Annotated in this window: 21 protein-coding genes; 14 read left to right on the plus strand and 7 right to left on the minus strand. The window is 35.8% G+C overall.

All coding sequences use genetic code 11. The annotated features are described in order from the left end of the window. Positions 1-115: 115 nt before the first annotated feature. Positions 116-1,168, minus strand: a complete 1,053-nt coding sequence (locus ATE49_RS01925; protein ID WP_059343925.1) for an NAD(P)/FAD-dependent oxidoreductase — start codon at positions 1,166-1,168, stop codon at positions 116-118. A gap of 184 nt (positions 1,169-1,352) precedes the next feature. Here ATE49_RS01925 and ATE49_RS01930 point away from each other — a divergent pair, with 184 nt between their 5' ends. Then, positions 1,353-2,117, plus strand: coding sequence for a DUF3108 domain-containing protein (locus ATE49_RS01930; RefSeq protein WP_059154600.1), 765 nt, complete (start codon positions 1,353-1,355; stop codon positions 2,115-2,117). A gap of 85 nt (positions 2,118-2,202) precedes the next feature. Here ATE49_RS01930 and pheS read toward each other — a convergent pair whose 3' ends face one another. Both pheS and ATE49_RS01940 read right to left on the minus strand, forming a co-directional pair. Further along, positions 2,203-3,213 carry a phenylalanine--tRNA ligase subunit alpha gene (pheS, locus tag ATE49_RS01935; protein WP_034866047.1) on the minus strand — a complete coding sequence of 337 codons (1,011 nt, stop codon included), beginning with the start codon at positions 3,211-3,213 and terminating at the stop codon, positions 2,203-2,205. 108 nt (positions 3,214-3,321) lie between these two features. After that, positions 3,322-3,981, minus strand: coding sequence for a YceI family protein (locus ATE49_RS01940; RefSeq protein ID WP_065080850.1), 660 nt, complete (start codon positions 3,979-3,981; stop codon positions 3,322-3,324). An 83-nt stretch (positions 3,982-4,064) separates the two neighbouring features. On the opposite strand from ATE49_RS01940, the gene ATE49_RS01945 reads away from it, so the two are divergent. Next, the gene (locus tag ATE49_RS01945) at positions 4,065-5,003 is read left to right on the plus strand and encodes a sulfate/molybdate ABC transporter ATP-binding protein (RefSeq protein WP_065080851.1); all 939 of its coding nucleotides are present in this window, start codon (positions 4,065-4,067) and stop codon (positions 5,001-5,003) included. Positions 5,004-5,549: 546 nt separating this feature from the next. On the opposite strand, the gene ATE49_RS01950 is transcribed toward ATE49_RS01945, so the two are convergent. Continuing rightward, positions 5,550-5,888, minus strand: a complete 339-nt coding sequence (locus ATE49_RS01950; protein ID WP_059154597.1) for a zinc ribbon domain-containing protein YjdM — start codon at positions 5,886-5,888, stop codon at positions 5,550-5,552. A gap of 136 nt (positions 5,889-6,024) precedes the next feature. Between ATE49_RS01950 and ATE49_RS01955 the strand changes: the two genes are divergently transcribed. The 5 genes from ATE49_RS01955 to asnB all read left to right on the plus strand — a co-directional run bounded on the left by ATE49_RS01955 (position 6,025) and on the right by asnB (position 12,162). Further along, on the plus strand, positions 6,025-7,230 hold the full coding sequence (locus ATE49_RS01955) for an RsmB/NOP family class I SAM-dependent RNA methyltransferase (RefSeq protein WP_034866040.1): 1,206 nt from the start codon (positions 6,025-6,027) through the stop codon (positions 7,228-7,230). Then, positions 7,231-7,821: a Crp/Fnr family transcriptional regulator gene (locus ATE49_RS01960; RefSeq protein ID WP_065080852.1), complete on the plus strand. Its 591-nt coding sequence runs from the start codon at positions 7,231-7,233 to the stop codon at positions 7,819-7,821. A 159-nt stretch (positions 7,822-7,980) separates the two neighbouring features. Further along, complete coding sequence (locus tag ATE49_RS01965) at positions 7,981-8,481, plus strand: hypothetical protein (protein WP_221407059.1); 501 nt, start codon at positions 7,981-7,983, stop codon at positions 8,479-8,481. Between the two features lie 43 nt (positions 8,482-8,524). Further along, positions 8,525-10,192 (plus strand): PNGase F N-terminal domain-containing protein, encoded by a 1,668-nt coding sequence (locus tag ATE49_RS01970; protein ID WP_065080854.1) that lies wholly within the window; start codon positions 8,525-8,527, stop codon positions 10,190-10,192. Positions 10,193-10,500: 308 nt separating this feature from the next. Then, positions 10,501-12,162 (plus strand): asparagine synthase B, encoded by a 1,662-nt coding sequence (asnB, locus tag ATE49_RS01975; RefSeq protein ID WP_065080855.1) that lies wholly within the window; start codon positions 10,501-10,503, stop codon positions 12,160-12,162. An 89-nt stretch (positions 12,163-12,251) separates the two neighbouring features. Here asnB and ATE49_RS01980 read toward each other — a convergent pair whose 3' ends face one another. Continuing rightward, the gene (locus ATE49_RS01980) at positions 12,252-12,722 is read right to left on the minus strand and encodes a hypothetical protein (RefSeq protein WP_065080856.1); all 471 of its coding nucleotides are present in this window, start codon (positions 12,720-12,722) and stop codon (positions 12,252-12,254) included. A 240-nt stretch (positions 12,723-12,962) separates the two neighbouring features. Then, the gene (locus ATE49_RS01985) at positions 12,963-14,294 is read right to left on the minus strand and encodes a helix-turn-helix domain-containing protein (protein WP_233174292.1); all 1,332 of its coding nucleotides are present in this window, start codon (positions 14,292-14,294) and stop codon (positions 12,963-12,965) included. A 348-nt stretch (positions 14,295-14,642) separates the two neighbouring features. On the opposite strand from ATE49_RS01985, the gene ATE49_RS01990 reads away from it, so the two are divergent. From ATE49_RS01990 to ATE49_RS02015, 6 genes are all read left to right on the plus strand, one after another. After that, positions 14,643-15,107 carry a GNAT family N-acetyltransferase gene (locus tag ATE49_RS01990; protein ID WP_065080858.1) on the plus strand — a complete coding sequence of 155 codons (465 nt, stop codon included), beginning with the start codon at positions 14,643-14,645 and terminating at the stop codon, positions 15,105-15,107. Positions 15,108-15,222: 115 nt separating this feature from the next. Next, entirely contained in the window at positions 15,223-16,557 is a 1,335-nt protein-coding gene (locus tag ATE49_RS01995; protein WP_065080859.1) for an amidohydrolase family protein, read from the plus strand. A 20-nt stretch (positions 16,558-16,577) separates the two neighbouring features. After that, positions 16,578-17,240: an ankyrin repeat domain-containing protein gene (locus tag ATE49_RS02000; protein ID WP_065080860.1), complete on the plus strand. Its 663-nt coding sequence runs from the start codon at positions 16,578-16,580 to the stop codon at positions 17,238-17,240. Positions 17,241-17,425: 185 nt separating this feature from the next. Next, the gene (locus ATE49_RS02005; RefSeq protein ID WP_065080861.1) at positions 17,426-18,277 is read left to right on the plus strand and encodes a helix-turn-helix domain-containing protein; all 852 of its coding nucleotides are present in this window, start codon (positions 17,426-17,428) and stop codon (positions 18,275-18,277) included. Between the two features lie 80 nt (positions 18,278-18,357). After that, the gene (locus ATE49_RS02010; protein ID WP_065080862.1) at positions 18,358-19,578 is read left to right on the plus strand and encodes an amidohydrolase; all 1,221 of its coding nucleotides are present in this window, start codon (positions 18,358-18,360) and stop codon (positions 19,576-19,578) included. A gap of 118 nt (positions 19,579-19,696) precedes the next feature. Continuing rightward, a complete protein-coding gene (locus tag ATE49_RS02015) occupies positions 19,697-21,805 on the plus strand; it encodes a type IA DNA topoisomerase (RefSeq protein WP_065080863.1) in 2,109 nt (702 codons plus the stop codon). A gap of 45 nt (positions 21,806-21,850) precedes the next feature. Here the strand turns inward: ATE49_RS02015 and ATE49_RS20090 are convergent, their stop codons facing one another. Then, complete coding sequence (locus ATE49_RS20090) at positions 21,851-22,021, minus strand: bacteriocin-like protein (RefSeq protein WP_155759286.1); 171 nt, start codon at positions 22,019-22,021, stop codon at positions 21,851-21,853. A 236-nt stretch (positions 22,022-22,257) separates the two neighbouring features. Between ATE49_RS20090 and ATE49_RS02020 the strand changes: the two genes are divergently transcribed. Continuing rightward, entirely contained in the window at positions 22,258-23,694 is a 1,437-nt protein-coding gene (locus ATE49_RS02020) for a sodium:solute symporter (protein ID WP_065080864.1), read from the plus strand. Positions 23,695-23,700: the final 6 nt, after the last annotated feature.

Genomic DNA, 23,700 nt, shown 5'->3' on the forward strand with positions numbered 1-23,700 from the left:
TTTTTTCAGGAGAGCCTTCTGTTCGGAAGGCTCTCTTTTTTTAATGACTTTTTACCTGCATAACAGAAGCGCCCGGTAAACCGGGCGCTTCTTCAATTATATATGTAAAAATCAATTAGTCAATTGACTTCACTACTGCTTTTTCAGCTTCTTTTCTGGTACCGTCAAATCCGTCTACCCCACTCACGGTTGTATACTTCAGTACGAATTTTTTACCAGGATTTAAACGGTTATAGATTCCCTGACACATTAAAGTCGCTTCGTGGAAACCACAAAGAATTAACTTCATTTTACCAGGATAAGTGTTGATATCCCCAATCGCATAGATACCCTCAACATTCGTTTGGTAATCCAGTGCATTGTTTACTTTAATAGAGTTTTTCTCTATCTCTAGCCCCCAATTTGCGATAGGTCCTAATTTAGGAGTTAATCCGAATAAAGGAATCAGATAATCAGTTTCAATAGAAACACGCTCTCCGTCTTTTTCAATCTCAATTGCAGAAAGAGTTCCGTTCCCTTCCAATCCTACTACTTCAGCAGGAGTAATCAGATTAATTTTACCTTCCTGTTTTAGTTTTTGTACTTTTTCGACAGAGTCCAGTGCACCACGGAATTCATTTCTTCTGTGAATTAATGTTACATCAGAAGCTACTTCTGCTAAGAAAATGGACCAGTCCAACGCAGAATCTCCTCCTCCAGCAATAACAATTTTCTTATCTCTGTACATTTCAGGATTTCTTACGAAGTACTCCACTCCTTTTTCTTCAAAAGCTTCAATATTATCAAGCTGTGGCTTTCTTGGTTCAAAACTTCCTAAACCTCCGGCGATAGCAATAGCTTTACCTTTTATTTTAGTTCCTCTGCTGGTCTCAACAATAAAAAGTCCGTCTTCAGTTTTTTCATAAGATACTGCTGTTTCGCTTAATGAGAAGCCTGGTTCAAATTGCTTAATCTGTTCCATAAGATTATTAACCAATACACCTGCATCTACCGAAGGGAATCCCGGGATATCGAAGATTGGTTTCTTAGGGTATAATTCAGCCAGCTGACCTCCAGGTTGTGGCAAAGCATCTATAATATGGCATCTTAGCTTAAGTAATCCTGCCTCGAAAACGGCAAATAGTCCAGTAGGACCTGCTCCTATAATAATGATATCAGTTTCAATCATATCGCTCAGTTATTATTTAGAAAAAACAAAGATAGGAATACCATTGCAAATAGCCTGATTGGTTTTCATGATGTTCGTCATTGAATTCATAAAACATTAATAATTTTTTCATCGTAAATACCGATGAAATTTGTACTTTAGGCTTTGGCAAAGTTTTTGAAAACATATAGTTATAAAATTGTGTATGAGGAATTTTTTTACAGCAATATTTGTATTTAGTGTCGTATTTATAAATGCTCAGTTCGACAGCGTCAATTCAGGGGAAATATTAAAATACCGTATTCACTACGGATTTTTAAATGCAGGATTTGCAACACTCTCTACCAAGAAAACCACATATAACGGTGCACCCCATCTCTACGTAAGAGGTGAAGGAAGAAGCTCCGGAGCTGTACGGGCATTTTTTAAAGTGGATGATATCTATGAAAGCTATATTAATCTAAGAACTGACCAACCAAGTTTCTATGTAAGAAATGTAAGTGAAGGAAGCTACCGTAAAAATCTGGCATCTACATTCAACCATAGTAACCATACTGTAAGTTTACATGACAGAATAAAAAACGAGACCCGCAACTTCAATGTTAATAGCGATATACAGGATATGTTATCATCATTCTATTATCTGCGTACACTGAGTACTGATCAGCTAAAAGTTGGCAGCTCTGTTAAACTGAACGTATGGATCGATGATGAAATTTATCCTTTTATGCTAAAAGTTGTAGGTACTGAAATGATGAGTACAAAATTTGGCAAAATCAACTGTCTGAAAATTATCCCTTCAGTAATGAGTGGACGTGTTTTCAAGGCTAAAGAAGGGGTGACTATGTGGGTAACAAATGATGCTAATCATATTCCTATCCAAATGAAAGCTGAGCTGGCGGTAGGATCTCTAAAGGCTGATCTTATAGAGTATTCTAATGTAAAGTATCCACTACGTTTTGCTAAATAAATAATTGACATTATTAATTACTAACAAAATAAAATGGCCGGAAATATCCGGCCATTTATTATTTTATATCAGAATAATCTGAATCTTACAAATGTTTGAATTGCTCCAACATACGTACATCATTTTCAAAGAACATACGGATATCAGACATTTGGTAAAGCAACATTACAATACGCTCAATTCCCATACCAAAAGCGAAACCACTGTACTCGTCAGGATTAATGTTTACATTTTTCAGAACAGCAGGATCTACCATTCCGCAACCCATAATCTCTAACCAACCCGTACCTTTGGTAATTCTGTAATCGGTTTCAGAGTTTAGCCCCCAATATACATCTACCTCGGCACTTGGCTCAGTAAATGGAAAATAAGAAGGACGCATTCTGATTTGGGATTTACCAAATAATTCTGTAGTAAAATACTGAATTGTTTGTTTAAGATCTGCAAATGATACATTCTTGTCTATATACAAACCTTCTATCTGATGGAATATACAGTGTGAACGGGATGAAATAGCCTCGTTACGGAAAACCCTTCCCGGTGACAAAATTCTCATCGGAGGTTCGTTATTTTCCATATATCTGATCTGTACAGAAGAAGTGTGCGTTCTTAAAAGAATATCCGGATCTTTCTCTATAAAGAAAGTATCCTGCATATCTCTTGCCGGGTGATATTCCGGTAGGTTCAATGCAGTAAAATTATGCCAGTCGTCTTCAATCTCTGGTCCGTCTGCTACAGCAAAACCAATAGATTTAAAGATTTCAATAATTCTGTTCTTAACCAGATTAATAGGATGTCTGCTTCCTAACTCTTCAGGAAATCCAGGTTTTGTAAGGTCTATTTTCTCGGTAGTCGTTTCTTCAGAAATCCCTGCTTTCAGATCTTCAATTTTAGCATTTACAGCCTGCTTAAGGGTATTAATCTTCTGTCCGAATTCTTTTTTCTGTTCATTCGGAACATCTTTAAACTTCTCAAAAAGCTCTGTTACACTTCCTTTCTTACCAATAAAGGCAATACGGAACTTCTCGATTTCTTCTTTATTTTTGGTATGAAATTGTTGTACCTGACCCAGTAATTCTTCTATTTTCTCTAGCATCTTATAAAAATTGCAGCACAAATTTAAGGTTTTTATCGGACTTTTATAAAAAAGAAAATCCACTCTTGTTTCCAAAAGCAGATTTTCTCCATCACATATTACTTAAAACTATCTCTTTTCTAATGCTTTTACGTTAATCTGCAGACTTACTTCATCTTTAATAATACCATTGCTGGCAGGTGAAGTAAAGTTAACACCAAAGTCACGTCTGTTGATGTCTTTTTTCTCAGACTTAATTGTTGCCACACCATCTTTCACCACTACATTGGTATTAAAGCTTATTGGCTTAGACACTCCTTTCAATGTAAGGTTTCCGTCGATCAGTGTATTATAATCTCCGGTTTCATTCGGAGTAACTTTAGTAATTTCAAAAGATGCTGTAGGGAATTTCTCTACTTCAAAGAAATCACCACTCTTAAGGTGGCCATCAAGCTTTGCCTGATTTTCTTTATCATCTTTTAAATCTTCGGAAGTTAAAGTATTCATGGATGCTACAAAATTACCGGACTCCAGTTTACCGTCTTTTACAGTAACTTCTCCACTTTCAAACTTAATAGTCCCAAAATGAGAGGTATTATCTGATTTAAAAATCTTATAACCTGTCCATTCGATTTTACTATTCAGTGTATCAACTGCGAAAACGGCTCCTTCCTTAGTTGTAGTTACTGCACCGGACTCATTTGTTACTGGTTTATCTTTCCCGCAGGAAATTACCAGAACAGTTCCCATAAGAGCCAACGCAGACACCCATAAAAATCTTTTTTTCATTATTTTGTAATTTATTTTAACAATTAGTTTCGTAAATTTAATAAAAAAATACTAACAAACCTACAAAAGGTTATTTTTGCAAAATGTTACTCAATATACAAGGAATAGACTTTGGCTATAGTCAGGACAAACTTATCTTCAACAATCTTCATCTCGGTTTAGAGCAGGGAAAGATTATGGCGCTGATAGGTGAAAGCGGATGTGGAAAGACAACATTGCTAAACATTATATATGGTTTAAGTGATTGGTATAAAGGGAAAATATATTTTGACAACAGGGAAATTTATGGCCCCAAAGCCAATATTATTCCGGGAGAGAAAGATATGAAATTAGTAGCGCAGCATTATGATCTGATGCCCTACTCTACGGTCTATGATAATGTAGGGAAATTTCTTTCGAATATAGATCTCAAAGCCAAAAGAGATAAAGTTTTTCAGCTTCTGGAAATTGTTGGTCTGGAAGATTTTATCAATGAATATCCTAAAAACCTAAGCGGCGGGCAGAAACAACGTGTTGCTATTGCACAGGCTTTGTCACAACTGCCTAAGTTATTGCTTCTGGATGAACCTTTCAGTAATCTCGATTTTTCCAGAAAAACACAATTACGGGATAAACTCTTTGCTTACGTTCGTGAACAAAACATTAGTCTTATTATCAGCACACACGACATCACAGAAATCCTGCCATGGATAGATGAAGTAGTTGTTTTACAGGAAGGCCGTCTTATTCAGAAAGATTCCCCGGAGGCTCTTTTTCAGTCACCATACAATCCTTATGTAGCGAGATTATTGGGTGAAGTAAATCTTTTAACACCCGAACAACAAAAGGAACTCGGTTTACCAAAGTGGTTTTATTTCCCACATCAGTTAAAATTTACCGAAAATGAAGGAACAGATGCAGAAGTTATCGAATCTGGTTTTTCGGGAGGTTTTTACAGAAACCTTGTCAATGTTAAAGGCCATACATTTATTGTATATACAGCCCAAAAGAAAGCAGGAAAATTAAAAATAAGTTTTATTTAATAAGCTTTAAAAACTTAAATATTAAATATTTACACCCAATATTTTTGGTTTGTAAACATTTTTTTTATCTTTGCCCAAGAAGATATTCAAGGAAATTTTTGGTTATTCTCTTTCTGCCTTGTAAAACTGAAATTAGCGTTCGCAATGAAAGTTTTTTGAAAGTTGCCCTGCCAAATTTTTCCTTTTTTATTTTTTGCCTATTACTTTTTCTCAATTTCACATTATATTTAATTACGATTTTAGGTCCTACACTCAATAATAAGTGGAAAACTTTATTTTGTGGTATACCTCTTAGAAATTATAATAAAAAAGACTTTATCCTGATGGATAAAGTCTATATCTATAAATGACTGTTTAAATTTAAAATAAAAACACTTAAGGCACCTTAGATTATCGCTTTAGCATATATAAAGAAGCTCACTTAAGATTAAAAATCAAAGATTTTTAAATCCTCATGTGCCCTCATGTGAACTTTTTATAATGAATAATCTATTCCTAAAGTGTTAAAAAATTAAACAAACCCTAAGCTTAAATAAGAGTTATTGATTAACCTTTTTTCACAAATTCGGATTTCAAGGCCATTGATCCGAATCCATCAATTTTACAATCGATGTTATGATCGCTTCCTGGTCTTAATCTGATATTTTTAACCTTGGTTCCGGCTTTCACTGGCTTTGGCGCACCTTTTACAGGCAAATCTTTTACTACGACTACAGAGTCTCCATCCTGCAATTCATTCCCGTTGGAATCAAAAACTTTATCATCACTGTCTGCCGAAATATCTGCCGGATCCCACTCGTGAAAACACTGGGAACACACCATAAGATTATCCTGCGGATAAGTAAATTCCGAATTACATTTCGGACAAAGTATCGTATCGCTCATAATAATTATATTTTTTGCAAAGATAAGATTTCTGAAACCCAAGTCAAATCTTTCCTTTCTCAGAGCTTAATTTCGGCATTTTTGCGTTTCCTCTAATTTAAACGTATTTTTGCAGTGCAAAACTGCAGATCTAATTATGGAACTTATTCACAGAAACCTACTTATTGGCATCCACGATGCACTACAGGAAACCTTTTTCGAAAAAAATAAATATGCCGACAAGGTTATTGAGAGACTTCTCAAAGCACACAGAAAATGGGGAAGCCAGGACAGAGCTGTTGTTTCTGAGATTTTCTATAATATTATCCGTTGGAAAAAACGCCTTGAATATTATATGGGCGAAGGTGCAAAACCAGGTAACATTTACAGAATGATTCTTGCATATCTTTTGTGGACAAAAACTCATTACAAAAAGTTTGAAGAATTTGAAGGTATTAAAATTGCCGACATCCTTAACAAACTAAAGAAAGGAACGGTACCTACAAAAGCTGTACAATATTCAATTCCGGAATGGCTTGCTGAAACTCTTGAGAAAGAATTAGGCGCCAACTGGGAAAAAGAAATGGATGCATTAAATGACCCTGCTCCAACTGTACTTCGCGTAAATACTCTGAAGACAACAAAAGAAAAATTAATCGAAGAATTACAGAAAAGTGAAATAGAATCTCACGCCGTTCGTGGTTATGAAGATGCTGTGGAACTGGAAGAAAAGAAAAATGTTTTCCTTACTGAGGCCTTCAAAAAGGGAATGTTTGAAGTACAGGATGCTTCTTCACAGTTAATCGGAAAATTCCTTGATGTAAAAGAAGGTATGCGTGTTGTTGATGCCTGCGCAGGTGCAGGTGGTAAAACATTACACATTGCTGCTTTAATGAAAAACAAAGGACAGATTATTGCACTTGATATATTCGAATGGAAACTGGCTGAACTTAAGCGTAGAGCTAAAAGAGCTGGTGCTCATAATATTGAAACAAGAATTATTGATGACAATAAAGTGATCAAAAGACTTCATAACTCTGCAGACAGATTATTGATAGATGCTCCTTGTTCTGGTTTAGGAGTATTAAAAAGAAATCCGGATAGTAAATGGAAAATTGATCAGGATTTTATAGACAGAATAAAAAAGGAACAGGAAAATATCCTTCAGGATTATTCTAAAATTATAAAGAAAGGCGGGCAAATGGTATACGCTACTTGTTCTATTCTTCCTTCTGAAAACACATTACAGACTAAGAACTTTATTGAAAAGAATCCGGAATACGAACTAATCGGTGAAGAAAAAATTATGCCTAGTCATGGTTACGATGGTTTCTATATGGCATTAATTCAAAGAAAAGCCTAAGTGGCTCACGATATTTCTTCAATTGTTGATGAAATAACGCGCCATTATGTGGCATTACCAGAGGATTGTATTCAGGAATTGATTACCAAATGCAAAATTCTTATACTCGACAAAGAAGAAGAAATTATAAAAACCGGTCAATATTCAGATAAAACTTATTATGTTGCTGCCGGCAGCGCCAGGGCTTTTTATATAAAAGAAAACGGCAAAGAAGTTACAGAATGGTTCGCCTTTAATGGCGAATTCATCTGTTCTGTCAATAGCTTTTTTCAGAATATCCCAAGTACATTTTCCATAAGTTCTGTAGAACCCGCTGTCCTTCTGGAGATCAGTAGAGCCACAGCAAATTATTTATCCGATAAATACAGGGCTTTTGAAAGACTTGAAAAAAAGGTTATTACCAACACCCTTATAAAACTTCAGCAGCGCATTAGTGCGCTGCAATTTGAAGATGCACAACATAAATATGAAAACCTTATAAACACCCAACCCGGGATTCTCCGCCGCATTCCACTATCCTATATTGCATCCTATCTGGGGATTACACTTGAAACCTTAAGCAGAATAAGAAATCCTAAGAATATCATTTGATATAAATCAAATAATCTGTAGATATTACTCCCGATTTTTGAGAAAAAATAAATGAAAGATCTTCACTATTTTTCGGGACTAACGCTATTGATCTTCATCAGCGGCCATCTATTTAATCATTTTTGTAGTATTTTCAGTATTTCTCTCCATATTGAAATTATGGATATACTCCGTAATATTTACAGAAATCCTGTGATTGAAGTTTTATTACTAACTGCAGTTATTTTCCAAATCATTTCAGGGATCAGACTTATCCTTAAGAAGAATAAGGCCGGATCATTTTATGAAAAGATACATGTATGGAGTGGTATTTACATGGCTTTATTTCTTATTATTCATGTCAGTGCAGTACTCACAGGAAGATTTATACTACATCTGGATACTAATTTTTATTTTGGAGTAGCCGGAATTAATAACCTCCCATTTAGTTTATTTTTTGTTCCGTATTATGGCTTAGCTATTCTCTCTCTCTTTGCTCATCTTGCAGCAGTACACCTTAAAAAGATGAAATATGACATATTGGGCATACAACCTTTAGTACAGGCCAATACAATTCTACTCACCGGAGTTGTCATTACTATTTTCATATTTTATGGCCTCACTAATCATTTTCATGGTGTTAATATTCCTAAGACCTATTATATCCTGATTGGTAAATAGTCATCTTCGGGCATTTTCTTTACCTTTGTTGAAAACTAATCTTATGCAAAAAATTTTACTGTGCAGCCTTATTACAGGTGCCCAGATGATTTTCGCCCAGACTTATGAAATTACTTATCAGAATTCATTCGAAGGGAAGATAAATCCTAATCAGAATCATATCATCAGCATTACCAATAGTGATAAAACACTATTATTCAATGAGAAAATAAAAAATAAAAAAGCTGATTTTCCTTTTGAGGTTAATGAAATTAACAGAAAAAACAATGAAGTTAGCCAGTTTGCTTTTCTTAATAATAATGAAGTTGTAAAAACAAGCGATAATACAATTCTTGCTAAACAGGAGTTCAAGCCGACTTCCGAAACCGGGAAAATACTGGGCTATAATGTAAAGAAAGCTGTAACAAGCATAAATTCAAATACTATAGAAGTATGGTATACCAATGATCTCAAAGTAAAGGGCGGCCCAAGTATACTGGGACAGGATCTGGGCCTGGTATTAAAGACGGTGAGAAACGGAAGTTCAATTGTTGAAGCAACTTCAGTAAAAAAAATAAAATCACTGGACGATCAGGTTTTATTCAATGGGAAGAATATTACTGAAAAAGATGCGCTTACTTACAAAGACATGATCTGGAAAAGCAGATTTATCACCATTCCTGTTTTTGAAAATGAAACTATTAATTTTAGCGATGCCTCTAAATCTGATCAGGTTATTCAGCGCTTCGGTAACGGAACAATTATTCTGAAAAAAGTAAAAATTCCGGAAATTAAACAAGGCAATACAATCTTTGTAGAACTGAAACAAAAATCTAATGGTGATGCGTACGACCGAACCGGAGATGTATTTATAATTCCACAGGAAAGAGCTATATCTTATTATACAGGTTTAACCCAAGGTGTAAAATCACTTCCGGTATACCAGAACGGAAATGGTAAGTCCTATCAGGGCGTTGCCTTAACTCCGGATTATCTCCCGTTTATTGAATTAATGCGGTTTTTCACACCTTTCGGAATTGGACATTTCAATGAAAAGATTCAGTTAAAAGGAAAAAATTGGCACAACAATACACCATACCGTCAGGACATCACCGAACTTCGTCCGCAACTAAGTGGAAAAGAGGTACTGGTAGGAGCATTTATCGGGAACTACGATAAAGGCGGACATCAGATAAGTTTAGAATTAAGCATACATCCGGATCAGCAGAAAATTGTGAATAATAACTTTGTGCTGCCTGTTTTCAATACTACCAATGTAATGGAAATGGCTGGTCAGGACTATCCTACTATGTTTAGCTCTGACAAAGGAGTTGAAGTTGAGTTTATTTTGGCAAAAGATCTTAAAAATGCTCAGTTACGTTATATTACAACCGGCCACGGTGGCTGGGGAGAAGGTGATGAATTTGTACCAAAAGAAAATTCTATTTATCTGGATGGGAAACTGGCACATGCTTTTACACCATGGAGAACAGATTGTGGATCCTACAGATTATTCAATCCGGCATCGGGTAACTTCGAGGACGGTCTTTCTTCTTCAGATCTCAGCCGTTCCAACTGGTGTCCCGGGACTATAACCAATCCAGTTTATATCAACTTAGGAAACCTGAAAGCAGGTAAACATACGATACAGGTTAAAATTCCGCAGGGAGCTCCGGAAGGAAGCAGTCAAAGCTTTTGGAATGTCTCAGGCGTTCTTTTAGGTCAGGAATAGCGAATAGGTGAATAGGTGAATAGGTGAATAGGTGAATAGGTGAATTTACAAAAGATTATATATTCACTCATTGACACATTAACCTAATTGAACATTCATTCATTGACCATTGACATATAAATCTAACATTTTCCCATCTTAATTTTTTTCGGTTAGGATGGGATTCTTTTTTATGATTCTTAAAAAAATCCTACTATAAAATTAATTTAAGCATATTTTTCTTAATCAAATATTTTTATTTGTTTAAAAAATAATCGAATCGCATATTTGCATTAATAAAATGAATTAAAATTTAAAAACATAAGAAAATGTGCGGGATAGTATGCTTATTTGATGCAAAACAAAAAACAGAAACATTAAGACCTCAGGTACTGGAAATGTCTAAAAAAATCAGACACCGTGGGCCAGACTGGTCAGGTATTTTTCAGGACGAAAAAGTAATTTTCTCTCATGAAAGACTGGCAATTGTAGATCCTACTTCAGGGAAACAGCCTCTTTTCTCTAAAGACGGAAATCTTGTTTTAGCAGTAAACGGCGAGATCTATAACCACCTGGAACTAAGAAAAGAATTTCCGGAGTACGAATTCCTTACACAATCTGATTGTGAAGTAATTTTAGCACTTTATCAGAAATACGGAAAAGATTTCTTAGAAAAACTGAATGGTATATTTGCTTTTGCATTATATGATATAGAAAAAGGCACTTATCTTATCAGCCGCGATCATATGGGAATTATCCCTTTATACCGTGGGTGGGATGCACATGGAAACTTCTATGTAGCTTCGGAGCTTAAAGCTTTGGAAGGCGTTTGCAACAAAATTGAAGAATTTAAACCGGGACACCTGTTGTATAGTGAAGATGGTGAAGAATATCAGCTATGGTACTCAAGAGATTGGGAAAGCTTTGATACAGTAAAAGATAATCCTACGGATATAACAGCCCTTAGAAAAGGATTAGAGGATGCAGTACACCGCCAGCTGATGAGCGATGTTCCGTATGGTGTTCTTTTATCCGGCGGATTGGATTCCACAATTATCGCTGCTGTAACAGCTAAATTTGCCTCTAAAAGAATCGAAAGTGGCGATACGCAGGAAGCATGGTACCCACGCTTACACAGTTTTGCCGTTGGATTAGAAGGATCTCCGGATCTTGCAGCAGCAAGGAAAGCTGCGGATCATATAGGTTCAGTACACCACGAAGTAAAATATACTATTCAGGAAGGACTGGATGCAATCCGCGATGTTATTTACCATCTGGAAACTTATGACGTAACAACTATCAGAGCTTCCACTCCTATGTATCTTCTGGCAAGAGTTATAAAATCTATGGGAATTAAAATGGTATTATCCGGGGAAGGTTCTGATGAACTATTCGGTGGTTATCTTTATTTCCATAAGGCACCAAGCGCTCAGGCATTCCATGAAGAAAACGTAAGAAAGCTGGGCAAACTTCACCTTTACGACTGCCTTCGTGCAAACAAATCCCTAATGGCATGGGGTATTGAAGGTCGTGTACCATTCCTGGATAAAGAATTCATGGATATTGCTATGACAATTAACCCTCAGGACAAAATGATAACACCTGAAAGAATGGAAAAATGGGTTCTGAGAAAGGCTTTTGAAGATATATTACCGGAAAGCATTGCCTGGAGACAAAAAGAGCAATTTAGTGATGGTGTCGGCTATAGCTGGATCGATACACTGAAGCAAATTGCAGAGGATGAAGTAAGTGATGAAATGATGGCAAACGCAAAATACCGCTTCCCTATTAACACACCTATGAGCAAGGAAGAATACCGTTACAGAAGTATATTTACAGAATTATTCCCTAGCGACAGTGCTTCACAAACGGTACCATCTGTACCATCTGTTGCCTGCTCTACTCCTGTAGCTTTGGAATGGGATGAAGCTTTCAAAAAAATGAACGACCCAAGTGGACGTGCTGTAAAAGTACATGAAGTAAGTTACTAACAATCACAGATATTTCAATCAACACCAAAGCGCAACCTTACAAGGTTGCGCTTTAATTTGATCTATGATGTTGTTTTCTGTTTGAAGGTTTATTTCTTAACCGTTTTAATCTCTCCCTGATATTGGTTATCTACCACAAGGATAAGACAAGGTCTCATTGAATAGCTTTGTTTTCCTTCTACTTTTTCTTCATAAGCTAATGTGATTATATCCCCGCTTTTAGAAAGTGTTGGCATATTCAGGCTTGTCAGCATATCTGTAGAAGGATTAATTACAGCAATAACATATTGCTTGGAAAAATCAATTTTTGTAGGCATGTTGCTCATGGTTGCCGCTGCACCAAAAAACTTCTCAAATCCTTCTTCATTTGTAATTTTCTCTACAAAAGCAGGTTTATCTTCCAGTGTATTTTTGATAAAATAGTTTTTAGCTAATGTAAAGGGAACTTTCATATTCATTCCTGTTTCTTTCGTTATTTCTTTATCCGAAATTTTTTTTTTGCTTTGACAAGACATTACAGTAAGGGCTGCTATCAATAAGACAGATGCTGTTTTTTTCATTATTGTTTGTTTAAAATATATTATTTGTGTTTTTATCGTTTGCAAAAATAGCCGTCTTTATCCGAAATTACAATTTGGTAAAATGTTTATTTTGAGATTTTATACGACAGCTATTCTTTCGTCAAATGTGTTTTCAAGAATGCAAATATTATAATAATTAGTAATAATCATCAAAAAAACGAGTACTACATACATACCTCATACTTTACAACATCATGGTTTTCAATAAATTGAAAATCATCAGTCCAAATCCTGAAAAAACACATACAGATCCTGATCTGTCGGTACATTTAGTTTTTTTCTGAGTCTGTGTTTTTTCTGTTGTACCGATTTGTGCTGAATAAATGTATAGTTTGCAATTTCCTTGGAGGAGAAATTTAATTTAATCATTGCACAAAAAGCAAGCTCAGAACTTACAAGACCTGGATCTATTTTAAGCAGATTATCTATAAATTTAGGGTATACTTCCTGAAATCGGGTAAGGAAAGTAGAATCATTCTGCTTTGCCAAAGCAACCAGCTCTTCAAAGATATTCCCATCCGCCATTATATTCCTAGATTCTCCCCAACCATCTTTATCCGCATATTTTTTCAGTAATAATTTTCTGTTGCGTTTATAGATATACATGGATACAATAAAACTTAGCGCCACTAATCCGAAAACATAAAAGAATGTTCTGTTTTTATCAGTCTTTAATTCTTTATCTTTATCTGTAAGCATTTTTTCTATCGACTGATTAAGTATTTCATTCTGTTTTAAATTCAGACTATCATTGGCCTTTGTATATTTAATAATAAAATCATGTTCTTTTTCAGTTTCACCAAGCTTTTCATAAACCTTTGCTATAGACTGATAGATAAAAGGAATTTGATAAATTCTGTTGGTAGCTGTATACATTGACAAAGCTTTTTCATAATAGTTTAAAGCTTCTTTAGGATTGCTTATAGCATCATAATATTGCCCTGAAGTCTGATAAACCATTCCCCGTTCCGAAGTTTTTTCCGGAGTTCCATTTAGCTTTATCAGGGCCTCTTTTAGATAAGTGTCAGCTGAATCTTTGCGTCCTGTATATTGTAAGTGATGTTTGGCAATAAGTGCCAGATATAATGGACTCCGTTCTATATTCAGTGCCCGGTGGAAATAAACCAGAGAAGAGTCCGGACGCTCTTTAACGTACATAAAATCCGCTCTGTTTGCATATACCCTACCCAAAAAATAACTTTTCTGATCTTCAACAGAAGATTTTTTCAAAAAATATAATGCCTTACCATTATATGTCAGGGCATTATCATGAAGCCCAATAACTTTATTCAGCTGGCCATATTCCTGATACAATTTAGCACTAAGCGGAGCATGTTTATTATCTGCAATAATATCGTCTGCTTTGCGGATATACTGAAATCCATTTTTGTAATTGCCAATTGTAGAATACATATTGGCTATATTGATATAGCATAAAGCTTCTCCCGCTCTATATTGTTCTTTTTCTGCTTTGGTAAGGTAATCCTTATTAAGCTTTACCAGATTTTTATAATCACCTGAAATACGCAGTTGTTCGTTTTTTTTAAGCAAAGTTTTATCAAAACTTTCTTCTGAAAATTGTTTCGACTGCTTATTACAACTCAATACAAAACATAACAAAAAAAAGCCTAAACACCCATATTTAAAAAAACTTTCCTTATCGGATCCCATGTTCTATTTTAACATTTACATCATTGCAAACATTATTCCCAAAAAGTATTTATTTATCCTTCAAGATACATATAATTATAGATATTTTTCGATATAAATATCATAAAACCATTATTGTAAATAATTAATACGCAATAGTAAGAATACCGGATAAACACTGGGAATATGATCTGTTTATGAGTTTATTATTTCCTATCTTAGTTTTTTATTTTTTTAAATCTAGAAGCCTTGAAAGAAAGCATCACAATACATCCATATACACCCGGAACACCAATTCCCTATGATCTTTTATTACTTGCTGATCCGTCAAAAGAATTAATTGACCTATACATTGCATCCGGACAGCTTTACCTTGCAAAAGATAATAATGAAATTATCGGATGTTATGTACTTCTCCCATGGGATTCTGAAACTACAGAAATTAAAAATATAGCAGTACACAAAAAATTTCAAAACCAGGGAATCGGAGGACAGTTATTAAAAGATGCCATTCTAAAAGCTAAAAATAAATTCTACAAAAAGCTCGTTATAGGCACTGGAAACTCGAGTACAGGACAACTTTACCTGTATCAGAAATATGGATTCAGAATTACAGATATTAAAAAGAATTTCTTTAAGGATAATTATCCCGAACCAATATGGGAAAATGGCATTGAGTGTACAGACATGATCTTGTTGACTATGGAATTATAAGGAATTTGATTTTACAGGAACACTCCCAAAGTTATAATTTATACAGACAATCATATAATAACTACATCTATACCGCCAGATCAATTGGTATTTTTGCTATTAAAATTTTAGTATCATGAATGCTTCCGGTATTACCCGTAAAGATTTTATTAAAAGTTCAGCTTTAGCTGTCGCTGGTTTAGCAATAAGCCCGGGCTTATTGGCAGCTAGTCCTTTTAGCCTTACTAATGACAAAACATTGAAAGGAGCAAAAAATATAATGCTGAAAAATGTAAGACTGGAAACCGGATTCGAATACGATGGAAATGAAGTTGTAGCAACTAAAACCGGATTATTCTGTGTAGAAATTGCCAACGGAAAAATAAAAGCTGTCACTCCAAATAATCCTTCTGCAAAAGCTATTGATGCGAAAGGTCTTCTTATGCTTCCGGCATTTAAAGATATGCATATCCATCTGGATAAAACTTTTTATGGAGGTTCGTGGCAGGCTGTAAGAAAGAGACAAGGTGGTGTAAAGGGTATGATTGCTCTGGAACAGCAGATCTTACCTGAGATGCTGAAAACATCTACGTACCATGCCGAAAAACTTATTGAACTGCTTCAATCTTGTGGTACATCCTATGCCAGAAGCCATGTAAACATAGAACCAACATCCAAACTTGAATCGCTGAAAAATCTGCAAAAAGCTTTGGACAACAAGAAAGCTACTTTTGGAGCGGAACTTGTTGCTTTTCCACAACATGGTGTTTACTATACAGATTCTGCACCATGGATGAAGGAAGCCGCTCAAATGGATATAGATTATATCGGAGGTGTTGATCCATACAATGTAGACGGACAGATTGAAAAAACTATGGACTTTACAGTCCAGCTGGCTTTAGATCACAACAAAGGAATTGACATCCATTTGCATGAAACAGGAGAATCGGGTCTGAAAACAGTGGAATATCTGATTAACAAGGTAAATGAAAATCCTGTATTGAAAGGCAAAACTTTTTTGAGTCATTGTTTTGTTCTGGCAAAACTGGACAAAGTTAAACAGGAAGAAATCGCTGAAAAACTGGCTAATGCAAAGATCGGTATTATGTCCACAATTCCTTTCGGAGGACTGATTATGCCTATACCTACATTATATAAATACGGTGTAAACATTGGTACCGGAAACGACAGCATCATAGACCACTGGAATACATGGGGAAGCGGAAGCGTTTTGCAAAAAGCAAACCTTATGGCCCAGCTTTATGGCTATTCAACAGAGTTTTTACTTTCCAGAAGTTTAAAACTGGCAACTTACAATATATTACCTCTGGATGATAAAGGTACACAACAATGGCCTAAAGCTGGAGATACAGCGGATGTTGTACTTGTAGACGCCAGCTGCTCCGCAGAAGCTGTATCCAGAATATCACCGGTAAAATCTCTAATCCATCAGGGAAATGTTGTTTTTTAGTCATCAGTAAAATAAAATATATGAGAGTCATTCTTTTTTTGCTTTCTTTTGGCATTCTAAGTAACTGCCACTCTCAGGTAAGAGAAGATAAAGTGGAAAGCATATCAATACATATTACAGACGCTGTCAAAAATAATCAGCCAGAACTATTTGAAAAAGCCTTAAAAGAAGGAATTAACGTTAATACAGTAGATCAAAACAAGCGCTCTTTGCTACTCATCGCCACTATTTCCGGAGCAACAGATACCGCTAAATTACTGGTTCGGTATGGTGCGAATGTCAATCAGCAGGATGATAAGTTAGACAGCCCTTTTTTGTATGCCGGAGCTACCGGACAAACTGAGCTTGTAAAATTATACCTCGTTCATGGTGCCCGTTTTGATATTTTTAACCGATACTACGGAACAGCACTTATTCCGGCCAGTGAACGCGGACATGTAGAAACAGTAAGAGTATTGGCTAATACAAAAAACTTCCCTATAAATCATGTCAACAGATTAGGCTGGACAGCTTTAATGGAAGCTGTGATTTTGGGTAACGGTGGTATAAAACATCAGCAGACAGTACAGATATTAAAAGATGCCGGGGCCGATCTTACTATTCCGGATCATGACGGAAGAACTCCTTTGCAACACGCAAAATCTTTAGGTTTTAAAGAAATTGTTAAAATACTCGAATCTTAGAATTCTCCTGAATGTGATATTCTAAAGTTTTTTTCATCCATGCAGAAATACTGAGACAGTTTAGATTGATATTGTATAAATCATGTTTCTGCGTGGATTTTAAGATTCATACATATCACAATTCAACATAAAAATATCACTAAATACTATAAAAAATCACTATTTTTAAAAATAAAATAGCGCATATGAATGATCAGTCCGATCATTTTCCTGTATTAGGTATTCAGGAGTTCAATCAGGGAATTCCTGCCGATTGTGATTTACTCTTCCATGAATTGCATGGAGAGAGATCTATTGACTCTCCCCATAAACACGATTTTTTTATTATTCTGTTATTCAAAAATGGTGAAGGTGTTCACAATATAGATTTTATCGACTATTCTTTATCAGATTATCAGGTTCATCTTTTATTTCCGGAGCAGGTACACCAATGGAAAATAAAACCAGAGACTATAGGTTATCAGCTTATGATAGGCCGAACTTTATTTGAAGGAATGTCTCCTTCACTGCGTTTCCCACTGGCTTATTACCATAAACATCCTGTTATCAGTATTTCAGAAGAAGAATTCAGAACACTGCTCTATGAATTCAGTGCTATCCGCAAAGAATTGGAAACAACACCTATTCTATGGGATGTTATCAGCACCCGTTGCAAACTTATTGCACTTATTCTTAGCCGGATTGCTGAGGGTATTTTTAATGATTTTAAAATATACAGTTCCTCCCCTCTGTTATCAAAATTTCTTGATCTAACGGATCAGTTTTTCAGACAGGAACGTTCTGTTAACTTTTATGCAGACAAGCTAAGTATCTCCCCTAATTACCTCAACATTATCTGCAAAAAGCACCTGAATACATCTGCATCATCGATCATCCAGAACCGTACCTTATTAGAGGCCAAAAGACTCTTGATGTCTACTGATATATCTGTAAAAGAAATTGTATACGAGCTAGGTTTTTATGACCACGCCAGCTTTTCCAAGTTTTTCAAGATGCATACCGAAATGACTCCTTCACAGTTCAAGGAGAAGAAATAAATTATACACCACAAAGCATAATCTGTACACCTTCCGCAAAAGCTGGGTGTAATAACTTTGTCATTGTTAATTACATTCCTATGTCACAAACAAATAATTATACTTTAAAAAACGTTCTTTTAGAAACCGGCTTTGAATATGATCAGAAAGAGGTTATCAGAACTAAAACAGATCTTTTCTGCGTAGAAATTGAAAACAATATAATAAAGGCTGTTACCCCCAACAATCCTCATGCAAAAGCTATAGATGCCAAAAAGCGTCTGATGCTTCCTGCATTTAAGGATATGCATATTCATATCGACAAAACATTATTCGGACTACCATGGAAAGCCGTTTCGCAAACCAGAAGAACCGTAAAGGATATGATTGCCTATGAACAAAAAATTATCCCTGAATTACTAAAGACTTCTACAGAACGTGCAGAAAAACTGATAGCGTTTACACAATCTTATGGCACTCATTATGCCAGAACACATTTTAATGTAGACCCTACTTCCGGATTAAAATCTCTGGAACATCTGGAACTGGCATTAAAGAACAAAAAAGATTCTTTTCAGGCAGAATTAGTGGCCTTTCCTCAACATGGTATATACTATACCAATACAGCCTCTTTAATGAAAGATGTCGCTCAGCTAAAAAGTGTTGATTTTATTGGCGGCTTAGATCCTTTCAGCATAGACGGTAGCATTGAAAAGCAAATGGATTTTATTGTACAACTGGCTTTGGATAACCATAAAGGAATAGACATCCACCTTCATGAGACGGGAGAATCGGGAATAAAAACAATAGAATTTTTGATTAATAAAGCACTGGAAAATCCGGAACTGAGAGGCAAGACATTTGTGAGTCATGCCTTTGCATTAGGACATCTTTCTTCTGCTGAAACAGAGAAAATAGCGGAGCGACTGGCAGCAGCACAAGTGGGAATCGCCTCTTCTATACCATTCAAAAATACTATTATGCCTATTCCTACCCTAATGAAGCATGGTGTAAATCTATTAATCGGTAATGATAATGTACAGGATCATTGGGGAACCTTTGGTTCAGGCAATATGCTTCAAAAAGCAAAACTGGCTGCCGAACTCTATGGTTACGGAACCGAATACAATCTTTCCAGAATGCTAAAACTGGCAACCCAAAATATTACCCCTCTGGATGATAAAGGAAATATGCAGTGGCCAAAAGCCGGAGCAGCTGCCAATATTGTTTTGGTAGATGCCAGCTGTTCTGCTGAAGCGGTTTCCAGGATGGCTCCCGTTCATTCTCTAATCCATGAAGGGAATCTTATTTTTCAAAAATAAATCAGTTTGTGAGTAACTCATAATGAGTAGTTAAAATAAATTTCCGTATTTTTCCGCCCTAATGGAGCTAAAAGTTCTGGAAAAAATACGGAAATTTGCATCCCCTTAATTGACTCTCATGAAGTTGTGTATTGCCGAAAAACCAAGTGTAGCTAAAGATATCGCCAAAGTATTAGGTGCTAATACTCCTATGCAGGGTTATTTTGAAGGCAATGGCTACTGGGTAACCTGGACCTTTGGTCATTTATGCACACTTAAAGAGCCTCATGATTACGGTCCCCAGTACAAATCCTGGAATTTAATTTTTCTTCCAATCATCCCGCAAAATTTTGGTATAAAACTTATTTCCAATGGCGGTGTACAAAAACAATTTAAGGTTATTGAAAAATTAGTCGGCGACTGTGAAGAAGTAATAAACTGTGGTGATGCCGGCCAGGAAGGAGAATTGATACAAAGATGGGTATTACAAAAAGCAAAATGCAATAAACCGGTAAAAAGATTATGGATTTCTTCACTTACCGAAGATGCTATAAAAGAAGGCTTTGCAAGCCTTAAGCCAGCTGAAGACTATAAAAACCTATATCTTGCCGGCAATGCCCGTGCTATAGGAGACTGGCTGTTGGGCATAAATGCAACCCGATTATTTACCAAGAAATTTGGTGGAAACAAGGCTGTTCTTTCTATCGGGAGGGTACAAACTCCAACACTGGCTATGCTGGTACAGCGACAAAAAGAAATAGATGCTTTCCAAACGGAGGAATACTGGGAACTGAAAACGACTTATCGGGAAGTATTATTTAATGCGGCTATCGATCGTTTAAAAACGCAGGAAAAAGCAGAAAAAGGGCTGGAATATCTGAAGCAGCATCCTTTTGAAATCGTTTCATTTGAAATTAAAGAGGGAAAAGAAAAGAACCCGCGTCTTTTTGACCTTACCGGATTACAGGTGGAAGCCAATAGAAAATATGGCTTCTCCGCAGAAAGCACACTGAAGTATATCCAGAGTCTATACGAAAAAAAGCATACTACCTATCCACGTGTAGATACCACCTACTTATCTGAAAGTTTATATCCCAAAATTGGCGGTATTCTGCGCAGTATGCATTTTTACAGAGAATATACAGAATCTTTACTATCACAGCCTATACCTATGTCCAAAACGGTATTCGATGATACCAAGGTAACGGATCACCACGCAATTATTCCGACAGAGGTACCACCTTCACAAAACCTGAGTAAGGAAGAGAAACTTATCTATGATCTGGTAGCCCGAAGATTTATTGCGGTATTCTACCCGGAATGTAAAATATCCAATACATTGGTAGAAGGAAAAGTTGGTACCATACCTTTCAAAGCAAACGGAAAGCAGATATTGGAACCCGGCTGGCGAATTGTTTATGCCAAGGATAAAAAGGAAAGCTCTGAAAAAAATAAAGAAGAAGAGCAAAATATTCCTGAGTTTAAAGTTGGCGAAAGTGGAGAGCATATTCCAATGATTCATCAGGGAAAAACATCACCTCCAAAACCCTATACCGAAGCTACATTGCTACGGGCTATGGAAACTGCAGGAAAGCAGGTTGAGGATGAAGAGTTACGCGAATTAATGAAAAACAATGGTATCGGGAGACCTTCTACCCGTGCGAATATTATTGAAACGCTCTTCAAAAGAAAATATATTGACAAAAAGAAAAAGAACCTATACGCAACTACAACAGGTATAGAACTTATTGATACTATTGAGGATGAACTTCTGAAAAGTCCCGAACTTACGGGGGAATGGGAATTTAAATTACGAAAAATAGAAAGCGGAACATATGAGGCCAACCATTTCAAGGAAGAACTGATTCAAATGGTTACAGATCTTACCCGGAAAGTTATTAATGAAAAAGCCAAGGTGATATCGCTACACCAGATCCCGGAAGTTAAAGAGAAAAAAGAAAGAGCTCCGAGAAAAAGTACAGTTATTGAATGGGAGCAGGAAAAGTGCCCTAAATGTAAAGATCAGCACTTGATGAAAGGCAAAACTGCTATTGGCTGTTCCGATTTTAAAAATTGTGGTTTCAAAGTTCCTTTCATTTTGTTTGGTAAGAAAATTACCGAAAAACAAATACAAGATTTAGTTTCAAAAGGAAAGACGTCTAAACTAAAAGGTTTCTCAGAGCATCCTGCAGACCTGAAAGAAGGTACTCTGTCACTTGATGAAAACTTTAATATACAGTTAGCATAAATGAAATAGCCAGAATAAGTTCTGGCTATTTTATTAGTTAAAGATTTAGTCAAGGATTGGTGGATCACAAAGATATGGTCTTGGCCCTGTATTAGGTCCTCGTCTGCAAGCCCCATTTGAACAACATTCTCCTGGTCCACAGCCATCCATGCAACTACGCAAACCTCCGGCAACAGATCTCAGATTTTCTCTGGAAAGTTTTTTTAAATTTTTCATAATATTTTATTTTAGATTGGTTGTTGAGTTAATTATTATAAATCCAAATATATAAGATCTACAATTTTAAAACTTTACTAAAATATATTTTTTTATATTAATATCATAAACATTTTTAAACTATTTCAATTTTAAGTGAATTAATGGTAACTCCAGAGCATTTATTTATTTCATTTTAAAGTTCTTCGTCTGTATATTCAAAAAAAACTACATTTGTGAAATTTAAAATTTCATTAATGTCACCAGTTGTACTGTTATTAATTGTTTTCGCCTATTTCGCTATTTTACTCTACGTTTCGTACAGAACCGGAAAGGGAAGTAATAATGAAAGTTTTTTTATCGGAAACCGTAACAGCAACTGGATGCTTGTTGCCTTCGGGATGATTGGTACCTCTTTATCCGGTGTTACATTTGTGAGCGTACCAGGTGCCGTTGGTAAAGATAATTTTGGCTACTTACAGATTACACTGGGATATCTTATAGGCTATATTATTATCGCTTATGTACTTCTTCCACTCTACTACCGTTTAAAACTCACCTCTATATACAGTTACCTGCAACAGCGAATGGGAAAATTATCCGAAAAAACCGGAGCTACAATTTTCATTATTTCCCGTTTAGTAGGTGCTACTGCGAGGCTTTATCTTGTTGTTAATATCCTGCAGATGACAATTCTGGATAAACTAGGTGTTCCTTTTATTGCTACAACTATTATTATCCTTGGAATGATTATCCTGTACACCTATGAAGGTGGTGTAAAAACTATTGTATGGACAGATACACTCCAAACTTCCTGCATGCTGGGCGGATTAATTATCTGCACAATTTATATGCTTTCTCATATGGGGCTAAGTGTAGGTGAAAGCTTTACAGCAATGCATGAAAAGGGTTATACTCAAATATTCGGTACAGATCCTATGGAGAAGAATTTCTTTATTAAACAGATTATTGCCGGCGCTTTTATTACGATAACCATGACGGGTATAGACCAGGAAATGATGCAGAAAAGCCTTTCTGTGACCAACCTGAAAGACTCTCAGAAAAATATGGTAAGCCTTGGTTTTATTATGCTTGTGGTTATTGGACTTTTCCTTTATATGGGTGGATTATTACATCTGTATGGCGCCAGAGAAAATGTTGCAGCTGTTGGAGATGGCTTGTTTCCGGCTATAGCCCTGGAGCATATGTCTCCTGTAATTTCTGTTATCTTTATTATTGCCTTAATCTCCGCTTTATTTCCAAGTGCAGATGGTGCTATGACAGCCCTAACCTCCTCTTTCTGTATTGACATTCTGAATATTAAAAACAAAGGCTGGGAAGAAAAAAAGCAGGAAAAAGTAAGAAAAAGAGTACACATTATTGTTGCCATATCTTTCCTTATTATGGTACTTGTCTTTAAATGGATTAATGACAGTTCCATGATCGGGATAATCTTGAAATTAGCAGGCTTTACATACGGACCACTATTAGGTTTATTCGTCTTCGGAATATTCACAAAATACAAAGTCAAAGACCATTTGGTTCCTTATGTATGTATTGCAGCACCTGTGATCAGTTATTTTATAGACAAGTATCAGGAGCAGATTTTCGGAGATTTTAAAATAGGATTAGAACTATTGCTTATCAATGGATTGCTAACCTTTATAGGATTATTCCTCATCAGAAAGAAATAAAATCTT

Origin of the sequence: Elizabethkingia miricola, assembly GCF_001675285.1 — a bacterium.
Classification (GTDB): Bacteria; Bacteroidota; Bacteroidia; order Flavobacteriales; family Weeksellaceae; genus Elizabethkingia; species Elizabethkingia miricola.